This is a genomic window from Sorangium sp. So ce321 (assembly GCF_051530195.1).
GTDB lineage: Bacteria > Myxococcota_A > Polyangia > Polyangiales > Polyangiaceae > Sorangium.
The window spans coordinates 13,350,713-13,371,566 of the sequence record NZ_CP150329.1 but is presented as its reverse complement, the minus strand read 5'-3'; the positions used below and the strand labels follow the sequence as shown (position 1 = coordinate 13,371,566).

The 20,854-nt window shown below is 72.3% G+C and carries 16 protein-coding genes and 1 tRNA gene; 7 read left to right on the top strand and 10 right to left on the bottom strand.

What is annotated here, in order from left to right; all coding sequences use genetic code 11:
* Positions 1–10 precede the first annotated feature (10 nt).
* The 3 genes from WME89_RS49605 to WME89_RS49595 all read right to left on the bottom strand — a co-directional run bounded on the left by WME89_RS49605 (position 11) and on the right by WME89_RS49595 (position 3,029).
* The gene (locus WME89_RS49605) at positions 11–1,147 is read right to left on the bottom strand and encodes a UTP--glucose-1-phosphate uridylyltransferase (RefSeq protein ID WP_438006494.1); all 1,137 of its coding nucleotides are present in this window, start codon (positions 1,145–1,147) and stop codon (positions 11–13) included.
* 74 nt (positions 1,148–1,221) lie between these two features.
* Positions 1,222–1,962 (bottom strand): CPBP family glutamic-type intramembrane protease, encoded by a 741-nt coding sequence (locus tag WME89_RS49600; protein ID WP_437621972.1) that lies wholly within the window; start codon positions 1,960–1,962, stop codon positions 1,222–1,224.
* Complete coding sequence (locus tag WME89_RS49595) at positions 1,962–3,029, bottom strand: decaprenyl-phosphate phosphoribosyltransferase (protein ID WP_438006493.1); 1,068 nt, start codon at positions 3,027–3,029, stop codon at positions 1,962–1,964. Before WME89_RS49595 ends, WME89_RS49600 begins: the two co-directional genes overlap by 1 nt.
* A gap of 403 nt (positions 3,030–3,432) precedes the next feature.
* Here WME89_RS49595 and WME89_RS49590 point away from each other — a divergent pair, with 403 nt between their 5' ends.
* Genes WME89_RS49590 through WME89_RS49575 form a run of 4 tightly spaced genes read left to right on the top strand, consistent with a single transcriptional unit; the run spans position 3,433 to position 8,057 of the window.
* Entirely contained in the window at positions 3,433–4,398 is a 966-nt protein-coding gene (locus WME89_RS49590; protein WP_438006492.1) for an AAA family ATPase, read from the top strand.
* A gap of 10 nt (positions 4,399–4,408) precedes the next feature.
* Positions 4,409–5,641, top strand: a complete 1,233-nt coding sequence (locus WME89_RS49585; protein ID WP_438006491.1) for a DUF58 domain-containing protein — start codon at positions 4,409–4,411, stop codon at positions 5,639–5,641.
* On the top strand, positions 5,638–7,812 hold the full coding sequence (locus WME89_RS49580) for a transglutaminase TgpA family protein (RefSeq protein ID WP_437621969.1): 2,175 nt from the start codon (positions 5,638–5,640) through the stop codon (positions 7,810–7,812). Before WME89_RS49585 ends, WME89_RS49580 begins: the two co-directional genes overlap by 4 nt.
* Entirely contained in the window at positions 7,809–8,057 is a 249-nt protein-coding gene (locus WME89_RS49575; protein ID WP_438006490.1) for a hypothetical protein, read from the top strand. Before WME89_RS49580 ends, WME89_RS49575 begins: the two co-directional genes overlap by 4 nt.
* Here the strand turns inward: WME89_RS49575 and WME89_RS49570 are convergent.
* Positions 8,026–9,978, bottom strand: a complete 1,953-nt coding sequence (locus WME89_RS49570; RefSeq protein ID WP_438006489.1) for a hypothetical protein — start codon at positions 9,976–9,978, stop codon at positions 8,026–8,028. The two genes, WME89_RS49575 and WME89_RS49570, sit on opposite strands and share 32 nt — an antisense overlap.
* A gap of 186 nt (positions 9,979–10,164) precedes the next feature.
* On the opposite strand from WME89_RS49570, the gene aspS reads away from it, so the two are divergent.
* Together aspS and WME89_RS49560 are read left to right on the top strand one after the other, a co-directional pair.
* A complete protein-coding gene (gene aspS / locus WME89_RS49565; RefSeq protein WP_438006488.1) occupies positions 10,165–12,108 on the top strand; it encodes an aspartate--tRNA ligase in 1,944 nt (647 codons plus the stop codon).
* A gap of 201 nt (positions 12,109–12,309) precedes the next feature.
* The gene (locus tag WME89_RS49560; RefSeq protein ID WP_437621966.1) at positions 12,310–13,692 is read left to right on the top strand and encodes a DUF4388 domain-containing protein; all 1,383 of its coding nucleotides are present in this window, start codon (positions 12,310–12,312) and stop codon (positions 13,690–13,692) included.
* A gap of 187 nt (positions 13,693–13,879) precedes the next feature.
* On the opposite strand, the gene WME89_RS49555 is transcribed toward WME89_RS49560, so the two are convergent.
* The 6 genes from WME89_RS49555 to mxcH all read right to left on the bottom strand — a co-directional run bounded on the left by WME89_RS49555 (position 13,880) and on the right by mxcH (position 20,499).
* Positions 13,880–13,966: transfer RNA gene (locus tag WME89_RS49555), tRNA-Ser, on the bottom strand.
* Positions 13,967–14,273: 307 nt separating this feature from the next.
* The gene (locus tag WME89_RS49550; RefSeq protein ID WP_438006487.1) at positions 14,274–14,552 is read right to left on the bottom strand and encodes a hypothetical protein; all 279 of its coding nucleotides are present in this window, start codon (positions 14,550–14,552) and stop codon (positions 14,274–14,276) included.
* Entirely contained in the window at positions 14,545–14,892 is a 348-nt protein-coding gene (locus WME89_RS49545) for a hypothetical protein (RefSeq protein WP_438006486.1), read from the bottom strand. The genes WME89_RS49550 and WME89_RS49545 overlap by 8 nt, the downstream gene beginning before the upstream one ends.
* Positions 14,885–16,492, bottom strand: coding sequence for a PepSY-associated TM helix domain-containing protein (locus WME89_RS49540; RefSeq protein ID WP_438006485.1), 1,608 nt, complete (start codon positions 16,490–16,492; stop codon positions 14,885–14,887). Before WME89_RS49540 ends, WME89_RS49545 begins: the two co-directional genes overlap by 8 nt.
* 37 nt (positions 16,493–16,529) lie before the next feature.
* The gene (locus tag WME89_RS49535; protein ID WP_438006484.1) at positions 16,530–17,843 is read right to left on the bottom strand and encodes a hypothetical protein; all 1,314 of its coding nucleotides are present in this window, start codon (positions 17,841–17,843) and stop codon (positions 16,530–16,532) included.
* 19 nt (positions 17,844–17,862) lie between these two features.
* The gene (gene mxcH / locus WME89_RS49530; protein WP_438012069.1) at positions 17,863–20,499 is read right to left on the bottom strand and encodes a TonB-dependent siderophore myxochelin receptor MxcH; all 2,637 of its coding nucleotides are present in this window, start codon (positions 20,497–20,499) and stop codon (positions 17,863–17,865) included.
* A 105-nt stretch (positions 20,500–20,604) separates the two neighbouring features.
* Between mxcH and WME89_RS49525 the strand changes: the two genes are divergently transcribed.
* Positions 20,605–20,778, top strand: coding sequence for a hypothetical protein (locus WME89_RS49525; protein ID WP_438006483.1), 174 nt, complete (start codon positions 20,605–20,607; stop codon positions 20,776–20,778).
* Positions 20,779–20,854 lie beyond the last annotated feature (76 nt).

Genomic DNA, 20,854 nt, shown 5'->3' with positions numbered 1-20,854 from the left:
CCTGAGGGCTTCAGCCGAGCATGCCGCGCGCCCGCGCGATCGCCTCGATCTCGGGGCGCCGCCGCTCGAGCTCCGGTACGTCCTTGACCGGGAGGAAGCGCGAGGTGACCCCCTCGCGCGGCACGCGAAGGAACCGGGGCTCGAGCGCCGCCGTGATCTCGCCGAGGAGCCGCTCGAACTGGATCGCCGTCCGGTCGCCGATCTTCTTCTCGACCTCGACGTAGGTCCAGTCCATCGCGAGCGCGTCGAGCGCCGCGGCGCCGACGATGAACGTGTTCGTGTTGAAGACCGGCACGGCGGCCGGATCGAAGCCGTGGGGGAGGCGGAACTCCTCGGTGATGATGCGCTTGCCGTTCCACCGGACGGGCCCGCCGCCCCGGTCGGCGCCGACCTTGTCGACGACCTCGACCGTGAGGGGGTCGCCGTGGGCGAGGTGCCAGCCGAGGATGGCCGGGTCGACGGTCGCGCCGAGGTTGTCGAGGTTGGCGATCCAGACCGTCTTGCCGCCGCGCTCGAGGAAGCGGGCGAGCAGGCCGCTCCGGCGGAGCGCGTCGGGCAGGTCGCCGTGGCCGGTGGCGTAGACGCTCGGCTCGCCCTGCTCGTCGAGGAACAGCGCGCCCTCGGGCGTCAGGCGCAGCGAGACGTCCTGCTCGAAGGTGGCGCAGCGCGCGCCGTCGAGGCGCGGGCCGAGGGCGTCGCGGATGGGCCGCTCGGTGGCCTCGCTCGTCATGAGCCAGAGCGGCACGTGGACGCCGGCGCGGTTCGCCAGCCGCTCGAGGTGCGCGTTCTCGCCCAGCCGGAGGTCGAGGAAGGTCCGGTCCGGGAGCGCCTCCACCAGCGCCTTGACCACGCCGCCCATCCGGGTCGCCATGCCGCCGGCGAGGACGCAGAGGGCCACCTCGCCCCCCGCCAGCGCCGCGAGCCCGCGCTCGCGGTAGCGCCCGTGCTCGGCGGTGCCCTCGACCGGCGCCGCCGTGATGTCGTCCGGGGTGGGGGGCTCGACCCGGCCGGGCAGCCGGTTGCGCGCGTCCCGCTCCACGCCGATGGTCGCCGCCCAGCGCGAGAGGCGCGACCCGTCGAAGCCCCGGTCGTGCAGGCGCTCCAGAAGAGGAGCAGGGAGGGCGGAGAGCTGCTGTGCGAGGGACACGAAGCTCCCAAAGCATGGGCAGAACGGCCCGGCAATACGGCAAGTACCTCCCCGGCGCGAGCGCGCCCCGCGGCTCAGCGGAGCACGAGGACCCAGACGTCGTAGAGCGCGTGCGTCCAGACGGCCGGCGCGAAGCCGCGGAAGACGTAGATCCCCGTGAGCACGAGCCCGCACACCATCCGGAACACGAAGGAGGGCAGGTTCCAGGGGTCGCCCATCGAGCCGACGTAGTGCCAGCCGGAGAAGATGGCGGCGGCCACGAACGCCCAGCCGACCAGCAGCACCACCCCCTGGACCCCCCGGCCGAAGAAGAGCTTGATCGCGAGCGCGCCCAGCCCGTAGAGGCCGGCGCGGAAGGCGATCTCCTCGTAGAAGCCGGCGCCGAGCGACATCACGACCCCGGTGAAGATGTCGTTGGTCGCTGCGGGCGGGCCGAGCCGGAGGGAGCCGACCACGTAGGCGCCGGCGAAGCGCATCAGGATGGCGTAGAGCGCGCCCTCGGTGGCGAGCAGCGCGAAGCGCCGCGTCTGGAGGGCGTGGCCTCGGCCGAGGACGGAGAGGACCAGGACGAACACGGCGCCGACGGCGAACGTGAGGCCCGCGTAGAGCGGGAGGCTGTGCTTGGCGAGGGCGCGGAGCTCGGCGGTGACCGGATCCGCCGCGTTGCGGATGGGGAGGAACGCGACGCCGAGGTGATAGAGGACGAAGATCGGCATCGTCAGCGCGAGGTCGGTCAGCGCGTCGCTCTTCGCGGTGGGCTTCTCGCCGGCCGGCGCTGCCCCCGGCCGGGCGAGCTCCGCGCCGGCGCCGGGCATCAGGAAGGCCTCAGGCGATACACGATCACCAGCACCTCGGCGGACCACATGACGAGGTTCAGCACGAAGGGGGTGTCCCGGAGGATCTCCTGGGTGGGGCTCTCGGCCTTCGCGCTGCCAGCCACGAGCTGGAGGAACCGGATCACCCCGAAGAGGGGGTGGATCGTCGTCAGCCAGAGGTAGGGGTTCTGGAAGAAGCGCTGCGTGTCGTGGTCGAGCGTGTACGCCAGGTAGGTGGCGATGGTGGCGAAGCCCGTCACCGCGAGCGCCGCGGTCAGGGCGCCGGGCGTGTAGGCGTCCAGCGCCGCGCGCTGCTTCGAGGCGTTGACCGAGGCGAGCTCGTGGCGGCGCTTGCCGAAGCCGAGGAAGAGCGCGAGCAGGGCGGTGCAGGCGATCATGAAGCCGGAGAGCGGCGTCCTCGTCGCGAAGCCGCCGGCGAGCACGCGCAGCACGAAGAAGACCGCGATGCAGCCGACGTCGAGGTACGCGATCTTCTTGAGCCGGAAGGAGTAGGCGACGTTGAGGGCGTAGTAGCTGGCGGCGACGACAGCGAAGAGCGGCGGGCCGAGCAGGCTGGCGCCGAGCGCGATGACCGCGAGGCCGACCGCCATGGCCTTGGCGACCGGGATCGGCACCCGGCCCGAGGCGATCGGCCGGAAGCGCTTGACCGGGTGGACCCGGTCGGCCTCCGCGTCGACGATGTCGTTCAGGATGTAAACGGCGCCGGCGAGCAGGCAGAAGATCGCGAAGGCCCCGATCGCGCTCGTGATGATCGAGGGGTGGGTCAGGTGCTTGGCGAACACCACCGGGGCGAGGACGAAGAGGTTCTTCACCCACTGGTGGGGGCGCATCGCGCGGATCATCCCGCGCACGCGCCAGAGCAGCGTCCCCTTGGGGGAGTCGGGCAGGAGGGGCGGCTGCGCGATCAGGGCGCCCGAGGGGGGCCCGCTCTCCGGAGGACTGGAGCTCGGGACGCCAGCGCTACGCGGAGGCGGTGAGGTGGGGCTGCCCGAGGGCGCGGAGCTCGACGAGGTGAGCGAGCCGCCGTGCTCAGCAGGCGCTGGCACCTCCGGCGCGGCTCCGTCCTGGCGAGCATCGGCGTCGGGCGCCTCCTTGGAAGGGAAGGCTGCGGCGCTGTGGCGAAAAAGGGGACCCGAGGCGGTCACGGCGGGCGCAGCATACCCGGGAGCATCGCCCCCGGCCATTCCGCGGCAGGCAAAAGCGCCGGGGTGCGTCGCCCCGCAGGATCCGGACGTCGGGCGGCGGAACGGGCCGGAGGAGGGAAAGGTCACAGACCCGGGGCGCCCTGCCAGCCGGCGGACCAGGGAGCGAGGTGGCGCAGCGTACCCCGGGCTGGCGGCCCCGCGGCCGAGGTCGCGAATCCGCGTTCGCACTGGCCGGCCCGGCTCGTGGAACGCAAAATGCGCATCCCCGCAGGCTGGCCGTAACCTCGTGCTACCATCGCCCGTGATGACATCAGCGCTCTCGGTCGCGCGTGAAGCTTCGCCTCTGCTCTTGAAGCTTCGCTCTGCCGTGGAGCAGGCCCTCGAAGGCAAGCCAGAGGCGGTCGAGCTGGCGCTCATCGCGCTGCTCGCCCGGGGCCATGTGCTCATCGAGGACGTGCCGGGCGTCGGCAAGACGACGCTTGCCCGAGCGCTGGCGAAGGCCGTGGGGGGCGAGCTCCGTCGCGTTCAGTTCACCAGCGATCTCCTGCCGAGCGACGTCCTCGGGGTGAGCGTGTTCGACCAGCGCCTCGGCCAGTTCGTCTTCCGCCAGGGGCCGATCTTCGCGAACGTCCTGCTCGCCGACGAGATCAACCGGGCGAGCCCGCGGACGCAGTCGGCGCTGCTGGAGGCGATGAACGAGGGGCAGGTGTCCATCGAGGGGATGGCGACGCCGCTGCCGGAGCCGTTCTTCGTGCTCGCGACCCAGAACCCCCAGGACTTCGCCGGCACATTCCCGCTGCCGGAGTCGCAGCTCGACCGGTTCATGGTGCGGATCCGGATCGGGTACCCGCCGCCGCAGGTGGAAATGCGGCTGCTCCTCCAGGGCGGCGAGCCCGATCGCGCGCGGAACGTGCCGCAGATCATCGATCCCGCCCAGCTCGTCGTGCTGCAGCGCGAGGTCGACCGCGTCGAGCTCGACTCGTCGCTGGCGACCTACCTGCAGGCGGTGCTCGCGGCGACGCGCTCGAGCCCGACCCTCTCGCTGGGCGCATCGCCGCGCGCCGGCATGAACCTGGCCCGCGCGGCCCGGGGGCGCGCCGTCCTCCATGGGCGCTCGTACTGTATCGCGGACGACATCCATGACCTCGCGGTCGCGGTGCTGGCGCACCGGGTCCGGCTCTCGGCCCACGCGGAGGGCTACATGCCGACCCGCGACGAGTGCGAGGCGGCCGTGCGCGACCTCGTGGCGCGGGTGCCGGTCCCGCTCTGAGGGGTGGGCGATGGGGACAGAGGACCGGGAGCGGGGATCTCTCAGCGGCAGCTCCCGCGGCGCCGAGCGCGCCGAAGCCGCGACGCGCAGCGCCATCCGCCCGACCAGGCCGAGGCGCGACAGGCCTCCGGTCGAGCAGCGCCCGCTGCGGCCCTCGCGCGGCGAGAAGGCGTCGTCGTGGACGAAGCTCCTCTTCGCCCTGAGGCCGCCCCGGAAGCTCAAGTTCACCCGGGAGGGGAAGTACTACCTCGGGATCACGCTGGGCGTCGGCTTCGCGGCGATCAACACGGGCAACAACCTGCTCTACCTGCTGCTCGGGATGCTGCTGTCGCTGATCGTCGTCTCCGGCGTCATGAGCGACCTGTCGCTCCGACACCTCACCGTGACCCGGCGGCTCCCGGCCCGCGCCCAGGTGGGCCGGGCGCACCTCGTCGAGATCGAGGTCTACAACCACAAGAAGCGCGTGCCGTCGTACGCGATCGAGGTCGAGGACCTGCGCGCGGGCCAGCCGGCCGATAAGCGCTGCTTCTTCCTGAAGATCAGCCCCTCCAGCGCGCAGGTGGCCGCCTACCGCCGGACGCCGGCGAAGCGCGGCCGCGACAGGCACACCGGCTTCCGCATCGCGACCCGCTTCCCCTTCGGGCTGTTCGAGAAGTCGCGCGAGGTCGAGGCCGAGGGCGATCTCATCATCTACCCCGCGGTCGACCCGGTCCGGCTCCCGACAGAGGACGCCGGGCGGCGCGAGGGCGGCGCGAGCCTGAACGGGCGCGGGGGCGGCGACGAGACCTTCGGGCTCCGGCCGATGCGCGAGGGGGACGATCCGCGCGACATCTACTGGAGGAAGAGCACGATGCGCGACCAGATGGTGCTGCGCGAGCGGACCCGCGAGACGCGGCCCGACGTGCAGATCATCGTCGACACGGTGCGCCCCGCCGGGGAAGGCGACGGGTTCGCGCAGCTGTTCGAGCGCCGGATCCGCGAGGCGGCCTCGCGCGCCGTCGCCCACATCAAGCGCGGCGACGCCGTGGTCGTCGCGACGACGCTGGGCGAGCGGGTGCGCGGCGATCGCAACATCGGCTCCGACGGGATCCTCAGGTTCCTCGCGCTGCTCGACGCGGTGGAGGAGAGCCGGATGCCGGAGCTCAAGGCCGAGCGCGCCGCCCGGGCGTCCCAGCGCCAGGGCTCCAGCCCGGGCCCCAGCAGCGGCGAGCGCCGCACGAGCACGCCGAGGACCGCGTCATGAGATTCGGGATGGTGCATCGGATCATGACCGACGCGCTCGCGGCGCTCGGCGTCATCGCCCTCGTCGCGAGCGGCCAGTTCAACCGCTATGTGAGCTGGGCCATCCTCATCGGCCTCGCGCTCGCGCTCGTCGTGCGCGAGTCCTGGCAGCGGCACCCGGCGCTCCGCCACCTCGACACGGGCGTCCTCCTGGTCGTCATCGCCGTCCAGGTGGTCCGCATCGTCTTCACCGACGCGAGCGTCCTCGACGTGCTCGTGGAGTTCGCCGCCGCGCTGCAGATCATCCGGCTCGCGACGCGCAAGGGGGCGGCGCACGACCAGCAGGTCATCGTGCTCGCGCTGCTGCACCTCATCGCCGGGACCGTCCTCGGCGGCGGCCTCGGCTACGGGCTGTGCTTCATCGGCGTGCTCGTCGTCGCGCCGGGCGCGCTCGTGCTCAGCCATCTGCGGCGCGAGGTCGAGGGCAACTACCGGCAGGGGGCGCGCGACCGGACGGGGCTGCCGGTCGACGTGCCGCGCATCCTGCGCTCGCGGCGGGTGGTGGGGCGCTCGTTCCTGGCCGTCACCTGCCTGCTGTCGATCCCGATCTTCGTCTTCACCGCGGCCCTGTTCGTCATCTTCCCGCGCGTCGGCCTCTCGCTGCTCCTGCTCAACCGCGGCCACACGGGGCGGATGATCGGCTTCTCGGGCAAGGTCGACCTGGGCGCGGTCGGCGTGCTGCGCAGCGATCCCAAGCTGGCGATGCGGGTCGAGATCCCCGACCTGCCGGAGCCGCCGCCCCCGCGCCTCACCATGCACCTGCGCGGCACCGCCCTCGACGCCTACGACGGCCGCACCTGGACCCAGAGCGAGAACTTCAAGCGCCCGACCGAGAGCGACGCGGGGCTCGTGCCGATCGAGCGGTACCCGGACCCGTCGGTCGACCCGGTGATGCGGATCGATCTGGAGCCGATCGATCCGCCCGTGATCTTCCTCCCGCCGAACGCGACGGGGCTCCGGTTCAAGAACCGCGGACAGCTCGGGGTCGAGGCGGGCACGCTGGCCCACCGGGGGCCGGAGGGGGAGTTCAGGTACCAGCCGCTGGACGACCGCGGGCTGGTCTACGACGTCTTCCTGTCGCGGAAGCGGTCGCCGACGTTCCAGCGCGTCTCGGCGGCCGACCGGCGGCGCTACCTGGAGCTCCCGCGGGACCTGCCGACGCGCGTCGTCGAGCTCGCGCGGACCTGGACGCGCGGCGTGGATCGTCCGGCGGACCGGGCGCGGGCCGTCCAGGAGCACCTGCGCACGGAGTACCGGTACGACCTCGCGTCTCCGTCAGGCGCGGATCCGCACCCGCTCGATCACTTCCTCTTCGAGTCGAAGCGCGGGCACTGCGAGTTCTACTCGACGGCGATGGCCATCCTGCTGCGCGCCGTCGACGTCCCGACGCGCAACGTGACCGGCTTCGTCGGCGGCACCTACAACCGCTTCGGCCGGTTCTATGCGGTGCGCCAGGGCGACGCCCACTCGTGGGTCGAGGTCTACCTCGACGGCGAGGGGTGGGTGACGTTCGACCCGACGCCGCCGGCCGACGCGGCGCCGAAGAGCGAGCTGGTCGGGGTCTGGGCGTACCTCCGCGACTTCATCGAGGCGACGAGCCAGCGCTGGGACAGGCACATCGTCGGCTACGACCTCAACCAGCAGGTGAGCCTGCTCCAGACGCTCACGTCGCGCTACCGGCGGTCCGGCTCGAGCGGCGACGTCGCGCTGTCGCGCCCGCGGCTCCTCGCGGTCGCCGCCGTCGCGCTCGCGCTGGGCGGCGGCCTGCTCTACTGGCGCTTCCGCCGCGGGCGCCGCGGGCGCGAGGAGAGCCGCGCCGGCGCCGGGCGCACCCCGAGCGCGATCCTGGCGACCGCGCTGTACGAGAGCCTGGAGTCCGCGATGCTCGCGCAGGGCGTGCCGCGCCCCCCCAGCATGCCGCCGCTGCGCCACGCCGAGGCGCTGGAGCTCGCGGCGCACCCGCTGGCGCGCGAGATCCTGACGCTCACGCAGGTCTACCTGCGCGCCCGCTTCGGCGGGGCGAAGCTCACCGAGGACGACAGCCGCGACTTCGAGCGGCGGGTCAAGGCGCTGCGCGCGGCCGACCTCCGGGCGCTCGCGGCGGGCGAGATCGAGCTCCACGCCTCGACGTGATCGACGCGAGCGACGTGATCGACGCGAGCGACGCGAGCAACGCGAACGACGCGAACGACGCGAGCAACGCGAGCGACGCGAACGACGCGAGCAACGCGAGCGACGCGAGCGACGCGAGCGACAGCCGGCCGCCGGGCCGCGCGGCCTCGGCGGCGGCGCGCTGCCCGACGCGCTGCCTCGTCGGCGCGTGGCCTCGGCGGCGCGCGCGAGAGATCAGCGGCGGCGCACCGGCCGCCGCGCGATGAAGGCCTGGCGAATGCCGGTGACGGCGCGGCGGCTCGGGCCGCCGGAGACGAACGGATCCTCGGCCGCGAGCTCGCCCAGGCGCTCCAGGAACGACTGCGCCACGACGCGCTCGCCCAGGAGGCTGACGACGTTCGACTGGCCCCGCATCGTGGACGCGAGGACCGCCGCGGTCGACGTGTCGGGCACCGCGGCGGCCGAGAGCGACTCCAGCACGCGCCGGATCGGCACGATCGACTGCGCCGTCGCGAGCTTGCGGTCCGAGGCGCCGAGCGGCTGCGGGGCGTACTCCAGCCAGATCCCGGCGACGTTCAGGTGGCCGAGGAGCCGCTTGGACCAGCGCGGATCGAGCTCCACGTAGAGGGGCCGCACGTCGGCCAGCGTGGAGAGCGCGAACTCGCTGGGCTCGCCCGCGAGCGCGAAGTCGCGCAAGAGCGGCGTGAGCTTGCGCTCGTCGGCGAGCAGGCTCGCCGCGACCTGGCCGCGGTCGAGCAGCGGGATCGGGACCACGAGCACGTCCGGGCGCTCGCCCCGCGTGATCCGCGCCGACCAGACGCGCCACGCGATCGCGGGAGATCGCACGAGGATCGCGGACCTCGGGTCGAGGCTCCCGTACGCCTCGTCCGTCCAGACCTCGGCGGCGGTCTGCTCGCTGCGATCCGCGGCGAAGCCGGCCTCCTCGCTCGTCAGCGCGACGAGCGTCAGCTGGAAGATGACCAGCAGCACGGCGCCGCTCCGCGAGAACGGGACGCGCGTGTCGAGCAGCGCCCGCACCGCGGCGTGCGCCCCGAGCGCCGAGCCGACCGCGATCGCCGCCACCGCGAGCGAGCGCAGCGGGGTGAGCGGATCGGCGGAGAGCACGCCGGCCGCCCGCGCGGGCAGGAGCGTGTCGAGCGCGAGCAGCGCGAGGAAGGGCGCGGCGAGCCACCGCGCGCGCGGGCGCAGCAGCGCGAGGGCCATCCCGGCGGCGGCGATGAGCAGGGAGACGACGCCGATCTCGCGGCTCCACGCGGCGAGCGCGGTGGTGCGCGCGCTCGCGACGTCGACGGCGGCGAGGCTCCCGGCCGTGAGCGCGCGGCCGATGTCGGTCCACGCGCGCGGCGCGAGCGGCCGGAGCACGAGCGGCACGAGCAGGAGCGCGGCCGTGAGCGCGCCGGCGCCGGCGGCGGCCCCCAGCATGCGGCGGGGCGGGCCGGCGGCGGCCGAGGCGGCCGCGGGGCGGTCGACGAGGCCCCGGCGGGCGATGAACATGGCGTACGCCGCCACCAGCGCGGCGAGGCCGGCGGGGGGGCTCTCGGCGAACGTGGCCCCGAGGAGCGCGCCGAGCCCGATCCACGCGCGCCCCGCGTGCCGCGCCTGCTCGGCGCAGACCGACGCGAGCGCGACCGTCACGAGCGCGCAGCAGGTGGCGAGCATGGCGCCGCCGCCGACCGTCGCCTCCCGCTGCCAGGTCGGCGACAGCGCCGCCGTGAGGACGGCGATCGCCGCGAGCACGGCGGCGAGGCGCGGGCTCACGGCGCCGCCCGGCGAGCCCGGCGCGGGGCCCGCCGGCTCCGCCGCGGCGCCGCGGAGCCGCCGCCACAGCGAGAGCCCGGGCAGGGGCGCCGGCCGCGCGGCCTCCAGGAGGAGCCGGCGGACCATCTCGTAGAGGACGCGCGACGCGAGCGCGAGCGCGAGCGCCGACCCGAGGGCGGTGCGGAAGGTGCGGGGGCCGAGCGGGAGCAGGCTCAGCGCCTGCGAGAGCGCCGTCGAGAGGCCGCCGCCCACCCCGACCGCGACGAGGCCGAGGTCCCGGACGGCGGTGAGGTCTTCCCGCCACTGGCCGGAGGAGGCGGCGCGGGCCAGCGAGAGCCCGAAAGGCAGCGCGGCCGAGAGGAAGGCGAGCGACCGATCGAGCCAGCAGCGTTTCTCTCCGGAGCTCACCGGCCGGCCATGCCAGATCGGCCGCGGAGTGGCCAAGTTCCGGCGCACCGGCCCGCGCCGCGCTCGCCGCCTCTCCCGATGCTCGCGCCGCGCTCCGCCGGCGAGCGCGGCGCGAGCATCGGGAGAGGCGGTGGGCGGCGACCTGGGTTAGAGTCGCCCCTCCCACGGAAATTCGGAGGTCGGCTCGTGTCCCGTTTCATCGATGAGCTCAAGAGGACGCACCGCTGCGGCGATCTGCGCGAGGCGGACATCGGCAAGGAGGTCGTGCTGTTCGGCTGGGTCGCGCGTCGCCGCGATCACGGCGGCTGCATCTTCATCGACCTCCGCGACCGCACCGGAGTGACGCAGATCGTCTTCGATCGCAGCTACCTCGGCGCGATCACGAAGCTGGGCGTGAAGGCGGAGGAGAACGGCCTCGTCGAGGCGCACGCCGCCGCCGAGAAGGCCCGGTCCGAGTGGGTCGTCGGCGTCCGGGGCGTCGTCGTGAGCCGCGAGGCGAACGTGAACGACAAGATCGACACGGGCGCCATCGAGGTCTGGGTCGCCGAGGCGACGATCTTCAACAGGGCGGAGACGCCCCCCTTCGAGATCGCGGACGACATCGAGACGCGGGAGGAGATCCGCCTCCAGAACCGGTACCTCGACCTCCGCCGGGCCCCGCTCCAGCGGGCGCTGCGCATGCGCCACGAGATCAACCGGACGACCCGGAACTACCTCTCGGACCAGGGCTGCCTCGAGCTCGAGACGCCGTTCCTCGTGAAGTACACGCCGGGCGGCGCGCGCAACTTCCTCGTCCCGTCGCGGATCTCCGCCGGCAAGTTCTACGCGCTCGCCGAGAGCCCGCAGCTCTACAAGCAGCTCTTCATGGTCGCGGGCTTCGACCGCTACTTCCAGATCGTGAAGTGCTTCCGGGACGAGGACCTGCGCATCGATCGGCAGCCGGAGTTCACCCAGATCGACGTCGAGCTGTCGTTCGTGAACCAGGACGACGTGTTCGGGCTGATCGAGGGGCTCGTCTTCGCGGTGTTCAAGGTCGCCCTCGGCAAGGACCTCAAGGAGCTCTACCCGACGGGCCGCTTCCCGCGCATGCCGTACGCCGAGTCGATGGCCCGCTTCGGCAACGACAAGCCCGATCTCCGCTTCGGGATCGAGCACGCCGACCTCACGGACCTCATCATCGAGCACGGCGGCGGCGGGGTGCCGTTCTGGGTGGAGCTCGCCGAGAAGTACCGGTCGGGCAAGCTGCGGCGCGATGTGCCGGCCGAGATCGTGAAGGGGCTCGTGATCCCGGCGAGCGCCAACCTGTCCCGCCAGCAGACCGAGGAGCTCGAGCGCGGGCTCCGGGACGTGAAGGGCTTCCGCGGGCTCGCGCGCGCCAAGCTCGCCGAGGACGGCTCCTGGACGCAGTCGCCCCTGTCGAAGTCGATCACGCCGGAGCTCCGGCAGAAGCTGAACGAGGCGCTCGGCGCCAAGCCGGGCGACATCCTCTGCTTCCAGTTCGGCAAGGAAGCCGTGGTGCACACGGTGATGGCGAAGCTCCGCATCGACATCGCGAAGAAGATGGGGCTCATCCCGGAGTACGGGCATGGGGACCAGTGGCGGTTCCTCTGGGTGACGAACCCACCCCTGTTCGAGTACGACGAGGACACGGGGCGCTGGGCCGCCGCGCACCACGCGTTCACGCGGCCGATCGACGAGCACGTGCCGCTGCTCGAGAGCGATCCGGCGCGCGTCGAGTGTTACCGTTACGATCTCGTGCTGAACGGGTTCGAGATCGGCGGCGGCTCGATCCGGCTGCACGACCCTGACGTGCAGGCGCGCGTCTTCAAGACGCTGGGCATCGACGAGGGCGACGCGCGCGACAAGTTCGGGTTCCTCCTGGACGCGCTCCGGAGCGGCGCGCCGCCGCACGGCGGCATCGCGCTCGGCATGGACCGGCTCTCGATGCTGCTCACCGGCGCGCCGACGCTGAGGGACGTCATCCCGTTCCCGAAGACCAACCAGGGCACCGACCAGATGACCGGCGCGCCCGTGCCCGTAGACGCCGCGCAGCTCGCCGAGCTCCACGTGAAGACGGTCGCCGCAGACACCCGACCGGGCACGGCGGGCACCGGCGGCGCCGGCGCTTGACGCCGGACCGATGGGCGCGCGCGTGAGCGATCTCCGGCCGCGATGCGGCGCACCGTTGCCGACGCGCGCGCGCGCATCGGCAACGGCGCGCGGCCGCGCTCGCTGTGCTCTGCCTTGCCCTCGCCGCGCGCGGCCGTGCCCCCTGGCCTTTATGTTTGCAGGCCGCGCACTTCTGATAGGGTAGGGCCTGCATTCTTCGCCATGGCCCCCCCGGCGCGCGTCCTCGTTGTCGATGACAGCCCGACCATCCTGAAGGTCGTCAGCGCCATCCTGGCGCGCAACGGGTTCGAGCCGACCGTGGCGCGCGATGGGCTCGCGGGCATCGAGCTGGTCAAGAAGGGCCCGAAGTACGACCTCGTCCTCCTCGATTTCGTGATGCCGAGGATGAACGGCTACGCGTTCTGCCGGGAGCTCCGGTCGAACCCGTCGCACCGCAACGTCCCCGTGGTCCTGATGAGCGCCAAGGGCGACAAGATCCGGGGCCAGTTCGTCCAGCAGACCGGCGCCGTCGACGCGATCACGAAGCCGTTCGACGCGCGCGCGCTGGTCGCGGTGATCGAGGGCGCGCTCTCGAAGGCGACGGAGGGGCGCGCGCGGCCCGTGCCCGAGGGCGCGAAGATGCCGGACGAGGACATGATCGCCGAGAGCGTGCGGCCGAGCCTCCTGTCCCGGAACATGCTCCAGCGCTCCAGGGTCGACTTCGCCCAGCAGCTGGCGACGGCGATGACGCCGGCGATCATGAGCCTCTCGCCCGAGGTCCGGACCAACGAGGCCGCCGTCATGCAGGCGGTCGCCCGCGCGATGACGAGCGACGTGGTCTCCAGGCTGAACATGACGCTCCGCGACCTCGACACGCCCCCGGACGCGAAGGAGGTGATGAGCGGCGACGTCTCCGCGATCCCGCTCGCCGAGATCCTCCAGCTGCTCCAGATGCAGCGACAGACGGGCGTGCTCCGGGTGACGACGAACCGCGCGTCGGTCACGATCTCGATCCGCCAGGGGCTCATCGATCTCGTGCAGGCGCGCAACTCGTCGGACGAGTTCAAGCTCGGCCGCTACTTCATCGAGCGCGGGGTGGTCACGCGCGAGCGGCTGGAGGCGCTGCTCCGCGAGAAGATGCCGAACACCCTGCTCGGCCAGGTGCTCGTGGAGGCGGACGTCGCGACGAACGACGACCTCATCGCCGTGCTGGAGCGCCAGTCGAGCGAGCTCATCTACGAGGTGCTGCGCTGGCCGTACGGGCGCTTCTCGTTCACGCGCGAGCCGTTCCGCCCCGAGGTCGAGCAGGCGCGCCTCGGGCTCGCCGTGTCGGCGCTGGTGCTCGAGGGGTTCCGGCGCGTCGACGAGTGGCGGCTCATGGAGGGGACGATCAACTTCGACCAGGTCGTGGTCGTCGATCAGGTCGCGCTCGACGGCGTGGGCTCGGGCAAGCTGACGCGCACCGAGGAGCTCGTGCTCGGGGCGGTCAACGGCTCGCGCACGGTGAACGAGGTGATCAAGGAGAGCGCTGTCGGCTCGTTCGACGCGATCAAGACGATCTACCAGTTCCTGCAGTCGCGCGTGCTGAGGACCAGGGCGGCCTGAGGGCAGCGCCCGGGGGGAGGCCTCGGGCGGCGCGGCGTGCCCGCGCTGCTCGCAGGCGCCTGCGACGGCCGCCCGTGGGCTGCTCGCGGCAACGCTCCAGGACGACGGCGTATCGCCTGCCGGTGTGTTGTGTGCGCGCGACGCTCAGGCGGCCACGTGACGGGCGCAGCGCTGGGCGTGATCGCGGCGGAGAGGGCGGGATTCGAACCCGCGGATCAGTTTCCCGATCGCACGCTTAGCAAGCGTGTGCCTTCAGCCACTCGGCCACCTCTCCTGGTCTCCAGGAAGATCCACCCGACCATGCACCAGGCAAGGCCGACGCGGACCTAGAAGCTCGACGATGAAAAGAGCATTCGCTCGACAGACGCTCGCCGCGGCCGTCGAGGGAGCGGCAACATACCAAAGAGGCTGTCGCTGTGCACAGAAGATCTTGCGGGGGAGGCGACGGTGGCGACGGAAGCCCCGGACGCTGGACGGCGGACCCCCGGGAGCGAGCCGCCGGGCGCGGCCTCCCCCGGGGGCCTCGGGTCGGCCGCGGCGGCGCAGGGGGCCGCCGGCGGCCCACGCCGTCGCCCGGAGCGTCACTGCGGCACGCCGTAGGCCAGGGCGAACAGCACGGCGCTGAGCGCCGCACAGGCGCCCCACGCCCGGGCCGCGCTGCGGGCGAGGAAGACGACGCACATCGCCCCGACCCAGAGCGGAACCGCGAGCGACCAGCCGAGGATGGACCGCGCGCCCTCCGCGAGCGGAGCGAACCGCGAGAGGCACACGCTCGAAAAGAAGGCGAGCGGGAGCGTCCCGATCAGCGCCGCCAGCACGCGCAGCGGGGCGTCGAGCCGGGCGAGCCGGCCGCTAGCCATGGAACGCTCCGGCGAGCGAAAGCGCCACGACAGCCGGAGGACACAGGGCCGCGAAGCCCCACACAGCGCGTGGCCAGAGAGGCGCGAGCAGGACGAAGAGGCTCGCGGCGCAGAGGAGCGCCGCGAAGGGGACGAGGAACGCCGCCGCACCGGATTCGGCTCGGCTCCACAGCCACACCGACAGCGAGAAGAGGGCGGCGGCCAGGACCCGGGCCGCGACGCGCCACGCGCGCCACGCGCGCAGCCGCGACGCGACGCCGAACGGGATACGCTCCGGCCGCGCGCCGTGGAGCAAGGCGAAGGCGAGGTACGCCGAGAGGACCGATGCCGTCTCAACCATGGGGCGCCGTCTGCCCCCTCGCCATGAGCCCCGCCCCGCCGTGCGACAAGGGCGACGGCAGCTCGTCCTGCGTCGCCTGCGGCGGCGGCGCATGCCGCAAGGCTGCCCGGCGAAGCGCCCAGGCCGAGGCGCAGAGCGCCGCAGCCGTCAGCAGGAGAGCGGCGTCGACGGCGACGACGGATCCGAGCTTCGGCCCCGCGCCAAAGAGCCCCGCGCTCGACGATCGCGCCGCGAGCGCCGGGACAGGCAGCAGCAAGAGCCCCGCGAGCCCGGTCTGCTGCCACCAGAGGCTCCCGCCTTCACGCGCGGCGAGCGCCCACGCGAGGCAGAGCCCGAGCGCCACGATGAACGTGAGCTCCTCGGCCGCCATGCGGCCGGTCCAGTCGAGCGGCAGCGCCCGGCTCGCGAGGAAGAGCGCCGCGATCGCGACGAGGGTCCCCGCGCCAAAGCCCACGGTGAGCCGCGCGAGGAGGCGGTTGCCGAGGCTCTCCTGCCGCGCCTCCCGTCGAGCCAGCCAGATCGAGTTGCCGGTGAGGATCGTGGCGCACGTCGCCACGGCGAGCACGAAGAACAGGATGCGGAGCGTGACGCCGCCAAAATGGGCGAAGTGGAGGCCGTAGATCCAGCGGAGCACGCTGCTGCGAGCGCCCTCCGCGCCCGGCGCGTCGAGCGAGAGGACCGCGCCGTCGGTCGCCCGCAGGCGCACGGTGCCGCGCCCGAACGGGACGCCCTCGATCGGCCCGCGGATATCGACGGTCCCGCTGTCAAGGCCGCGATGCCGGATACGGACCATCTCGGGGACGAGCCGCGGCTCGGCCCCGCGCGCGCGCGCCGTGAGCTCGTCCAGGGTGAGGCCGCGGGCCGGCGCCCCGGGCGCCGGCTCTTGCGCGAACGACGCTCCCCAGGCCACCCGGTCCGCGCGCGCGGCGTCCCCCCCGAACACAGGACCCGTGAACGCCGGCACGAGCACGCCGAGGAACACGATGAACGCGCCTGTGTAAGCGTACATGAGCTGAAATGGCAGCCCCATCACGCCGAGCACCTTGTGCATGTCCGACCAGACGACACGGCGCCTCTTGTCCGGCCGGAACTGATGAAACTGCTGGACGATGTCCTTCAGGTGGATGAGCACGCCTGTCGCCAGCGCGAGCAGGAGCGCGACGGACAGGAGACCGGCAACGTAGTACAGCCACACGCCCGTCGCGTCGTGCCACAGGTAGTGAAGCTCGAAGAGGAACCGGGAGAGCCCCTCGCGCTCGCGCACGCCCCCGTCGTGGACCCACGACGAGACCTGCTCGCCTTGCGCATAGTAGAGCAGCCGCGCGGCGCCCTGCCCGCCCTCGGGCAGGTAGAACCAGAGCTCCTCGGGCGTCGCCGGAGCGGCGGCGAGCCCCTGCTCGAGCGTGGCCTCGAGCCCCACCTGCTCGACGGAGGAGCGCTGCTGGCGCAGGGGCTCCTCCCACACCGCGAGCTGCCCCCGGAACAGCGCGATGCCCCCCGTCAGAAACATCACGTAGATCAGGAGCCCCCCGATCACGCCAGTCCAGGCGTGCACGTCCCAGAAGGTCGTGAAGGCATGGCGGGAGAGCTTCAAGGCCATGTCGAGGTCTCCTGTCTCGCGTGAGCGCGCGCTTCCTTTACCGTACCTTCGACACGCCGTGCAGGAACCCCGGCACCGTCAGGGCGCGCTTCGGGCCCCCCTCCGCCGTGAGCTCGATGAGCGTGCTCTCCGCGTAGTCATCCGTCGTCTCGGTCCCGAAGACCCGGCCGTCGACCTGGAACCAGAGGACGTCCGAGGTCATGGGGCTCAGCTCGTCGACCGGGGTCGCTTCACCCGCGGCGGTGTCCCAGCGCCACCATTGCCACACCTTCTGGCTCGTGAGATCCCAGGTCACGCTGTCGGCTTCGACCGTGGCGGCGCTCTCGTCGAACACCCGGAGAAAGATGCTGTCGCCGCCGGCCGGGATGGGCTCGCCCGCGATCGCGCCGTCGGTCAGCTCGCCCAGCGAAAGGAGGTAGTCCTTGTCGAAGGCGTCCGCGTCCTTCTGCACGCGCAGCGCGCACGGCTCGGTCGGCAGCCGCTCGAGCAGGTGGGCCGCCCCCGCGAGCGCCGAGCTCACGAAGTAGGCGTCCCCCGACGCCGTCTCGACGGGCTGCGTGATCCCGCCGCAGCGCTCGTCGACGTCGACCCGCACGAGGGTGTCCGTCGTCGTGTCGATCACGACGAGCCCCGTCTCCTCGAGGATCGTGTCGTTCTGCTCCCAGTCGAACCACCCGACCGAGAAGAGGAGATTGTCCCCGCGCAGGATCGACCCGTAGCTGTAGAGCGCCAGGTGGCCTTCGCGGGCGGTCTCCGGCAGCTCGATGGTCCCCTCGATCTTCATCGTCGTGGGGTCCAAGACGATGAGCTGCTCGTTGTGGCGATCTGGATAGTACGCCTTCGTCGGAGAGACGAAGTACAGGGTGGGCCAGAGATCCTGGACGCCGAGGGGCTGCAGGGTGATGCTCGTCCCCTCCTCGAGCGCGCCTCGCGCGTCGAGCGCGTAGCGCGAGATCGTCGGCGCGTCGCCGCCGCCGATGGCGAGCCAGCCCTGGGCCTCGAACCCGTAGAGCTTGGCTGAGCCCGGGATCTCCAGCGCCTGAGACACGTCGACCTCCGTGCCCTGGTCGAGCGACGGGAGCACATGGAAATAGGCCGTCGTCGAGGTGTCGTCCCAGATCCGTGTCCCCACCACGAACGCTGGCCCGCTCACGCCGCCACCGCCGCCGCCGCTCGGGTCCGGCGCTCCGCCGCCGCCGCCGCCGCTGCCGCTGCCGCTGCCGCTGCCGACGGGGTTCGCCTGATCGTCGCCGCAGCCGCCATTGCCGAGCGCCACGGCCAGGAGCCCGAGCGCGCCGAGCGCGGTGCTCGCGCGCCTGGCTGCCAGCGTGTTGTTCCAGATTGCTCTCATGGGTTCTCCCAACTCTCCATCACATCTCCAGCATGGCCTTGGAAAAGAAAGCCCGTCCAGGCCGCTGGACACCGTAGAAATCGAAGGCGGGCTCGTCGCTGAGATTGTGGGCTTCGACGGTGAAGCTCAGGGTGCGCGGCGCGAGGCGCGCGACGTAGGTGAGCGCGAGCGAGTGCAGGAGCTGCGAGGGCACGCGCGCCTTGTCCTCGCGCCGCCCGTTGCGCTCCCAGCCGAGGAAGAACCCGTGCACGTAACGCGTGCTCCAGGTGAGCGCGAGCTCGTCGCGCGGCGCGGCGACCTCGCGGAGCTGCACGCGCGCCGACCCGTTGGCGAAGAGCCACGGGCGGTTCGGCATTCGCTGCCCCGCGTTGCGGGCGAAGGTCCCGTCCTCGGACGTGTTGCGGAAGTCCTCGTACGTGACGTTGCCGTCGAGGGCGGCGTGCTCGCCAGGCGACGTCCAGCCGGCCGAGGCCTCGACCCCCAGCGCCCGCGCCGAGAAGACGTTATCGTACCGGGAGACCTGCCCGTTGCCGAGCAGCACGATCAGGTCGTCGGCCTCGCGGAGATAGCCGTTCGCCTCGAGCCGCCACGCGCCCGCCGCAGTGTCGCCGGCGTCGACCGAGACGCCGAGGTTCCCGTTGTGGCTTGTCTCGGGCGAGAGCTCCAGGTTGTCGAGGATCAGCGCCCCGTCGCCGAACACCTCGTCGGGGCGCGGGAGCCGCCGCGCCCACTCGTAGGAAGCCTTGGCATAGAGCCACTCGCTGAAGCGGAAGCGCAGGCCGTCGCCGACGCCCAGGCGATGGGTGTCGCGATCCCGCCGGCGGAAGCGGTCGGCGAGCCCCTGGACGCTCTCCTCCGAGCGCACGAGCTGCACGTACTGCTTCACGAAGAGGAGGTTCTCCAGGCGATCGTCGAGCAGGTTGAGCTGGTGCTCGACGCCGTGAACCCAGTTGACGAGATCGCGGTCGGCCGTGAGCGGGTCGCGTCCCTCGGGGTTCGCCTGCCTGCGCTCGTCTCCCGTGCGCGTGACGAACATCGGAGAGACGGAGATCTGCAGCGCGTGCTCGGGGTGGGGCCGGAAGCGGAGGTTCAGTCGGCCATAGCCGCTGTGCTCCCAGAACACCTGGTCCCGCGGCCTCGTGTCGTCCTCGCCCGGCTTGCCGGGCGAGCAGTGACCATACCAGTCGTAGGTGCACTCGCTGACATCGAGGAAGGTGGCGCGCCCGTACGCGTAACCGGCGATCGCGTCGAGGGCGACGCCGCGGCCGAGCGGCTGCTCGTACCGGAGCGTCGCGCCCGTCGTTGCCTCGCCGTTCGTGACCTCGCCATAAGGCACCTTCATGACGCCGAGCTTGTGCTGGATCTCCTTGTCGTACGCCGTGAGAAAGGCGCGCAGGAGCAGCCGCCGCGCCCAGGGCCGGTTCACGAAGCCGAGCTCGACGCCGCCGCCCGCCGCGCGATAGGCGTCGTGGAACCGGTAGACGCGGGCGGGGTGCTCGACGAAATCGGCGTCCGGCACGTCGGCCGTCACGGGATAGTCGTTCCGCGCGTAGTCGAGGAAGCCGTTGACGCGGGCGAGGAAGCCGCTCGGCTCGTGCAGGTGTCGCGCCGTGACGGCGAGTCGATGGGTGTCGAACGACCCGATCTCGTAGGATGCGGCGCCGTGGGTGCCGCGCACTTCCTGATCGGTGACCAGGTTGACGGCGCCGCCCAGCGCGTCGGCGCCGAGGCGCACCGGGACCACGCCGCGGTAGATCTCGACGCGTTCGATCAGGTTGACCGGCACGTTCGCGATGCCGAACGGGAACCCGGCGAAATCGAGCGGCACGCCGTCGAGAAAGAAGCGTATCTGGTCGTTCGAGAGGCCGCTCAGCGAGAAGCGCGTCGTGGACCCGAGCCCGCCGCTGCGCCGCACGCCGACGCCCTCGGTGCGGGCGAGCACCTCGCCCATGTCAGCGGCCCGCCGCTGCGCCGGCTCGGTGTCGATCACCTTGATCGCCTGCGCAGACTGCTGAAGGCGCTCGGCCATGGTGGCGCCGCGGACGGTCACCTCGACGGGCGCAGCGCTGGAGGCCTGGCCAGCCCCCTGGACCGGCCGGGGCGCGGTCTGCTCCGACCGCGTGGCTGCGATCGCGCGCTCGGCCGTGACCCCGGCTCGGTCCCCCACCGCGGGGGAAGGCTCGGCCAGGGGCTCCTCGGGGAACCGGAACTCGTAGGCGTAGAGGATCCGTGAAGCGACCGGCGTGCCGCCCCGGCGCGCCGGGGTGAAGCGGAACCGGAGCGCCGCCGTCCGGGCCGCCTCGTCCAGGCCGTGACCCAGTGGGCTCGCGACCTCGGCCTCGGTCACGCGCCCTTCCACGTCGATCAGGAGCTTCAGCACGACCTTGCCCTCCCGTCGTGCCGCTCGAGCCTCCGGCGGAACCTCGGCCTCGGCGCCCTCGATGAGCCGCGGCGGCTCGATCTGCGTACCGCTGACGTCGGACCGCGCGCCGGATGGCGTGTCCCCGGCGCTGGACGGCGCGCGCTCCCCGTCCTTCGCGCTGGCAGCAGGCGCGCTCGCACCGCGGTCGCCCCCCGCGCGCCCGACGCCGCCCGGAGCACCGGCCTCCTGAGCCTGCGCCGGCGTCTGCGCGCCGGGATGCACGAAGGTCAACACACCTGCAAGCAGGCCTCGAACCGCGAAGGAGCGTTGCGTCACCGCATCAGCCTTCGGCCAGGAGCGCGCTCCCGGTGCAGGGGGGTCGGAACCGGACAGGCGTCCATGGCCGTGAAGACCTCGGTACCTGAATTGAAAACCAAAATCAATTTCACGTTGACGGCACAGAGCCGGGATCTGGTCGCCATTTTTTCTATGATTTTCCTTGACATGCACCGGATCGGTGTTCCATACAACCGCCGTCTGGATATTGATCATCATTTTCATTTTCAAAAATGACCTGGCGAGCGGGGACGGAAGACGCGGGGCGTGTTCTCGCGCCCCTCGCTCATGACGCAGAGCGTTGCCGGGTTCG

Excerpts from the sequence above, each read along its gene's own strand:
- WME89_RS49600 (WP_437621972.1), bottom strand. The coding sequence starts at position 1,962 with ATGCCCGGCGCCGGCGCGGAGCTCGCCCGGCCGGGGGCAGCGCCGGCC.
- WME89_RS49585 (WP_438006491.1), top strand. The coding sequence starts at position 4,409 with ATGGGGACAGAGGACCGGGAGCGGGGATCTCTCAGCGGCAGCTCCCGC.
- WME89_RS49540 (WP_438006485.1), bottom strand. The coding sequence starts at position 16,492 with ATGGCCTTGAAGCTCTCCCGCCATGCCTTCACGACCTTCTGGGACGTG.
- WME89_RS49535 (WP_438006484.1), bottom strand. The coding sequence starts at position 17,843 with ATGAGAGCAATCTGGAACAACACGCTGGCAGCCAGGCGCGCGAGCACC.
- WME89_RS49590 (WP_438006492.1), top strand. The coding sequence starts at position 3,433 with ATGACATCAGCGCTCTCGGTCGCGCGTGAAGCTTCGCCTCTGCTCTTG.
- WME89_RS49560 (WP_437621966.1), top strand. The coding sequence starts at position 12,310 with ATGGCCCCCCCGGCGCGCGTCCTCGTTGTCGATGACAGCCCGACCATC.
- WME89_RS49580 (WP_437621969.1), top strand. The coding sequence starts at position 5,638 with ATGAGATTCGGGATGGTGCATCGGATCATGACCGACGCGCTCGCGGCG.
- WME89_RS49550 (WP_438006487.1), bottom strand. The coding sequence starts at position 14,552 with ATGGCTAGCGGCCGGCTCGCCCGGCTCGACGCCCCGCTGCGCGTGCTG.
- WME89_RS49545 (WP_438006486.1), bottom strand. The coding sequence starts at position 14,892 with ATGGTTGAGACGGCATCGGTCCTCTCGGCGTACCTCGCCTTCGCCTTG.
- WME89_RS49525 (WP_438006483.1), top strand. The coding sequence starts at position 20,605 with ATGGCCGTGAAGACCTCGGTACCTGAATTGAAAACCAAAATCAATTTC.